The organism is Tardiphaga sp. (assembly GCF_028290785.1).
Taxonomy (GTDB): domain Bacteria; phylum Pseudomonadota; class Alphaproteobacteria; order Rhizobiales; family Xanthobacteraceae; genus Tardiphaga.
The window spans coordinates 1-5,024 of sequence record NZ_JAQGJD010000277.1 but is presented as its reverse complement, the minus strand read 5'-3'; the positions used below and the strand labels follow the sequence as shown (position 1 = coordinate 5,024).

The window sequence follows — 5,024 nt, the reverse complement described above, 5'->3', positions numbered from 1 at the left end:
AGTCGCCGGTGGTGTCGGACGCCTCCCTGGCCAAGCCGGCCGATGCGGTCCGCGTCACCCGCCGCGACGTCGATGAGGCCGCGGCCAGGACTGTCGAACTGCCGCCGGTGCTGGACGTCAAGCCCGCTCCGGTTGCGGAACCGGCGAAGGCCGTCGCCGCGCCGGCGCCAACCGACGTTAAGAAGGACGAAAGCAGCCCGACCGATGCACCGAACGCCGTGATGGCGCCGGCCGCCGCCCCCACCGTCACCGCCGACACCGCGCCCAAACGTACCGGCCAGCTCGCGGTGCTGGTCAGCGGCAAGGATGGCAAGCTCTACGTCCGGCAGAATTTTGCGCCGTTGTTCGACGTGCCGATTGCCATTGCGCCGAGCGACCGTCCGCTCGGCACCCACGTCTTCACCGCGCGCGCCGACAAGGCCGACGCCCGGGCGTTCCGCTGGACCGCGGTGTCGCTGCCCTACATGGCGCGCCGCGCCGACCGCGACGAGGATAGTTCTGCGATGCGCCGCCGCAAGGCCACCGGCGCCGTCGAGATGACATCGACGCCGCTGCCCGACACTGCCGCCGAAGCGCTAGACCGCGTGACCATCCCTGCCGAAGCCATGGCGCAGATCGCCGACGCGCTGGCCAATGGCAGCTCCATCATCGTCTCCGACCAGGGCATCGCTGCCGGCGGCGAAACCGGCCAGGGCACCGAATTCGTCGTGCCGCTGCGGTAGAGCCCGGCGTTTCCCGGACGCGCCGCGGCATGCTTATGCCGCTGCACAGATCCGGCATCCCGGTTTTTTCCTTGCAAGCAATCGGGACCGCGGCTCTGCGGCGCAGTGCACCGCGTCTGGGGAACGATCCACAGCGCGTCACTCCACACGCCGATTCGCGCCACGGCTGGGGAAAAGGCTGCTGCCGGTGGCGGCCGCCGGGCAAACCGCGCTATGCTGGGGAACCAACCGTCGATCGATGCGGGCGACGAGCCCGGGATCGAACGTCCGTCCAAGGGGAATACGATGCGCATTGCAGCAGGTTTGATTTTTGCGGGCGCGGTTTCACTCTGCGCCGCCAGCGCTCTCGCGCAGGCGCCGAAAGCCGGCAGCCCGCCCGCGCCGGCGCCGAAAGCGGCTGCCCCGGCTCCGGCACCAGCCGCTGTGGCGGCCCCCGCGCCAGCCCCTGTTGCTGCCAAATCTACCTGCGCCAACCCCGATGCGCTCGGCATCGGCCGCGTCGTCGAGATCGACACCACCGGCGGCCCCGGCTTCGGCTTCGAGCACTTCAAGCAGCTCGACTTCCTGCGCGACAAGGAAGTCGTGCTGACCTTCGACGACGGCCCGTGGCCGGTGAACACGCCGGCGGTGCTGAAGGCTCTGGCCGACGAATGCACCAAGGGCGTGTTCTTTCCGATCGGCAAGCACGCCACCTACCATCCGGAAATTCTCAAGCAGGTGGCTGCCGCCGGTCACACCATCGGCGGCCACACCTGGGCGCATATCGCGCTGACCAGCAAGAAGCTCACCGAGCAGCAGCGCATCGACGAGATCGAAAAGGGGTTTTCGGCCGTGAAGTGGGCGCTCGGCAGCGCGCCGTCGCCGTTCTTCCGCGCGCCGGCGCTGCAGCACCCGCCGGAGATCGTGACCTATCTCGGCTCTCGCAACATGGCGATCTTCTCCTGCGACATCGACTCGTTCGACTTCAAGACGCGCAAGTCCGACCAGGTCATCACCAACGTGATGACCAAGCTCGACCGGCTCGGCAAGGGCATCATCCTGATGCACGATTTCCAGAAGCACACCGCCGAGGCGTTGCCGACGCTGCTGCGCAAGCTGAAGGCCGGCGGCTACAAGGTGGTGCTGATGAAGGCCAAGGCGCCGGTGCAGACCATCGCCTCCTATGACGAGGCCATCGCCAAGGACACCAAGCTCCCGACCGTCAGCTCGCGCCCGGTCAACAGCGTGGTGCAGACGATCTCGGAATAGCCGAACGTCTGATCCCGCTTATGCCCGCGTTTCGCTTCAACGGCTATGTCATCGTGTCCGCCGAGGGCATGCTCGCCGACAGTGCGGGCGTGATGCCTGACGCGCTGAAATTCCCCGGTGACCAGCGCTTCTTCGCAGCGTCGCTGGACCGCGCCGACCTGATCGTGCACGGCAAAAACTCCTTCGAGGACCAGCCCAACTCGCCCAAACGAAACCGCATCGTACTCAGCCGCAGCATCGACACAGTGGCGCCCGATCCCGGAAATGCCAAAGCGACGCTGTGGAATCCGGCCGGAGCGACGTTCGAGGAGGCCTGTGCGATGGCCGGCATTCAGGCCGGCACCATCGCTGTCATCGGCGGCCCCGTGGTGTTCGAGATGTTCTTCGATCGCTTCGACGTGTTCTGGCTGTCGCGAGCGCCCGATGTCCACCTGCCCGACGGCGCGCCGTGCGTCCCGGGCGTGCCGGCGCAGTCGCCGCAGGCGATCCTCGCCGCCCACGGCCTGCGCGCCGACGAGGTCGAGATCCTCGACGCCGAACATCAGGTCACCGTCACCGCGTGGCGGCGCGTCTAACGCTGGCGGCGATCGATGCGGCGGATGTGTACCAGGGCGTAGTGAAGCGGCATCGCGGGCGACGAACCGCGTGCGGCGCGGCCCGACACACCGAAATGTAGTTAGACGCGCAGCGCCATCGGCAAATCCGGACGTACGATCAAGCAATCCGGCCGTGCGATCATTCCGCCACTTGTCATTCCGAACTACTACAGCTCGCGTGACAGCGCTTCCGTTGTCGCGCCTCAACCTTCGCGCATCGGACAGGGCCACCAAAGACCCGGCGACATCGCGATCAGCCATATTCGGAGGAATACGCATGACCACCGTTTTAACCGCCCCCGATTATTCCGCCATCAAACAGCGCCAGCAGGCGACATGGGCCTCCGGCGACTACGCGATTGTCGGCACCACGCTGCAGCTCGTCGGCGAGCGTTTGTGCGATGCCATCGACCTGCGCGCCGGCGAGCGCGTGCTCGATGTCGCCGCAGGCAACGGCAACGCCACCCTGGCGGCGGCCCGGCAGTTCGCCCAGGTCACCTCCACCGACTATGTCGGTGCGCTGCTCGAGCGCGGCAAGGAGCGTGCGGCCGCCGAACGTCTGTCGGTCGCCTTCCAGCAAGCCGACGCCGAGGCTCTGCCGTTCGCCGACGGCAGCTTCGACGTGGCGCTGTCGACGTTCGGCGTGATGTTCACCCCCAACCAGGAACAGGCCGCGGCGGAAATGTCTCGCGTGGTCCGCAGCGGCGGGCGGATCGGCCTCGCCAACTGGACCCCCGAGGGCTTCATCGGACAGCTTTTCAAGATCATCGGCAAACACGTCGCACCGCCGCCCGGCGTCAAGTCACCGGCGCTGTGGGGGACCGAAGCCCGCCTGCGGGAACTGTTTCCGAAGCATCAGGTCAACGCCACCAAGCGGATTTTCAACTTCCGGTACCGGTCGCCGGAGCATTTTCTGGAGATCTTCCGCACCTATTACGGGCCAACCCACCGCGCCTTCGCTGCTCTGGAGAAGCCCGGACAACAGGCGCTGCAGAGCGATATCCTCGACCTGCTGGAGCGCATGAACCGTGGCGGCAACGACAGCCTGATCGTGCCGAGCGACTATCTCGAGGCCGTCATCGTCAGGACGTAGCGACCGCGACGCGGCCCGCGCCGGCTACGCCTCGGTGTAGACGTTGTTCAGTTGCGGGCCGCGGCCGATGCCGGCGATGATGAACAGGCCGCCGATCAGCGACAGGTTCTTCAGCGCATGAATCATGTTGTTCTTGGCTTCGGGCCCGGTCTGGTTCCAGAAGTCATGAAAATAGAACGTCGCGGCGAACACGAACAACACCAGCACCAGCGCGAAGAACCGCGCGCCGACATTCAGCGCCACCAGGATTCCGCCGAGCAGCTCGACCGCGCCGGCGGCGATCGCCAGGATCTGCTTCATCTCCATGCCGGTCAGCGTTTCCAATTGCGTCGCATAAGGCGTCGCGATCGCAGGGATGGTGGGGATGACCTTGGTGGCGATCATCTCGGCGGTCGCCGGCAGGTCGATGAACTTCGACACGCCGGACGCGATGAACAACACCGCAAACAGAATGCGCCCGAAAGTAATAAAGGCTGGCATGATGACCTCACTGGACGGCAATGAATACTAACAAAGTATCCGCGACTATGATCGTTCCCGGTGCGGTTTTCAAACGATGATATGGCCGTCATTGCGAGGAGCCCTTGCGACGAAGCAATCCAGTCTTGCAGAGTTTGCGGCCTTCTGGATTGCTTCGCGCAACCCCAGTCGACTTTCGTCGACCGGGGCTGGCTCGCAATGACGACGGCTACACCTCTACCCGAACAGGCTCGGCTGCGGCCGTGCGGCGCGTTCCTGCGCTTCGACGGCGGCGACCGCGGTCATGTTGAGGATGCCGCGCGCCGTCACCGACGGCGTCAGGATATGCGCCGGGCGTGCCGGCCCAATCAGGATCGGGCCGACCGGCAGCGCGTCGGCCAGCACCTTGATCATCTGATACGCGACATTGGCCGTGTCGAGATTCGGCATGATCAGAACGTTGGCGACGCCTTCCAGCTTGGAATGTGGCAGCACCAGTTTTCGCGCGGCTTCGGACAGCGCGCTGTCGCCCTGCATTTCGCCGTCGGACTCGATCTCCGGATGCTTTTCGCGCAGCAGCGCCGCGGCGCGACGCATCTTCCGCGACGAGTCGCTGTCGTAGCTGCCGAAATCCGAATGCGAGACGAACGCGATCTTCGGCTTGATGTTGAAGCGCTGCACGTGGATTGCGGCGAGTGCTGCGACTTCCGCGAGCTCTTCCGCGCTCGGGTTCGGACGCACCTGCGTATCCGCAATGAAGTACGCGCCCTTGCTGGTGATCATCAGCGCCAGTGCGGCGAAGTCGCTGACCCCCGGCAGGAAGCCGATGATCTCGCGGACGTGGCGCAGATGGCTCATGTAGCGGCCTTCGACGCCGCAGATCATGGCATCGGCCTCGCCGCGCAC

General features: G+C 65.8%; 5 protein-coding genes and 1 pseudogene. 4 read left to right on the top strand and 2 right to left on the bottom strand.

Translation table 11 applies throughout. The features are described from left to right. From JWR89_RS16830 to JWR89_RS16815, 4 genes and pseudogenes are all read left to right on the top strand, one after another. Positions 1-722 (top strand): annotated as a pseudogene (locus JWR89_RS16830) (L,D-transpeptidase); the annotation flags it as partial. Between the two features lie 285 nt (positions 723-1,007). Next, a complete protein-coding gene (locus tag JWR89_RS16825; protein WP_299718133.1) occupies positions 1,008-1,970 on the top strand; it encodes a polysaccharide deacetylase family protein in 963 nt (320 codons plus the stop codon). 20 nt (positions 1,971-1,990) lie between these two features. Beyond that, positions 1,991-2,545 carry a dihydrofolate reductase gene (locus tag JWR89_RS16820; protein ID WP_299718131.1) on the top strand — a complete coding sequence of 185 codons (555 nt, stop codon included), beginning with the start codon at positions 1,991-1,993 and terminating at the stop codon, positions 2,543-2,545. Between the two features lie 298 nt (positions 2,546-2,843). Continuing rightward, positions 2,844-3,659, top strand: coding sequence for a class I SAM-dependent methyltransferase (locus JWR89_RS16815; protein ID WP_299718129.1), 816 nt, complete (start codon positions 2,844-2,846; stop codon positions 3,657-3,659). A 24-nt stretch (positions 3,660-3,683) separates the two neighbouring features. On the opposite strand, the gene JWR89_RS16810 is transcribed toward JWR89_RS16815, so the two are convergent. Next, on the bottom strand, positions 3,684-4,139 hold the full coding sequence (locus tag JWR89_RS16810) for a DoxX family protein (RefSeq protein ID WP_299718127.1): 456 nt from the start codon (positions 4,137-4,139) through the stop codon (positions 3,684-3,686). Positions 4,140-4,355: 216 nt separating this feature from the next. Then, on the bottom strand, positions 4,356-5,024 hold a 669-nt coding region (locus JWR89_RS16805), incomplete at its 5' end, for a phosphate acyltransferase (RefSeq protein WP_299718125.1).

Coding starts and splice junctions, on each gene's coding strand:
- JWR89_RS16825 (WP_299718133.1), top strand. CDS start 1,008: ATGCGCATTGCAGCAGGTTTGATTTTTGCGGGCGCGGTTTCACTCTGC.
- JWR89_RS16810 (WP_299718127.1), bottom strand. CDS start 4,139: ATGCCAGCCTTTATTACTTTCGGGCGCATTCTGTTTGCGGTGTTGTTC.
- JWR89_RS16820 (WP_299718131.1), top strand. CDS start 1,991: ATGCCCGCGTTTCGCTTCAACGGCTATGTCATCGTGTCCGCCGAGGGC.
- JWR89_RS16815 (WP_299718129.1), top strand. CDS start 2,844: ATGACCACCGTTTTAACCGCCCCCGATTATTCCGCCATCAAACAGCGC.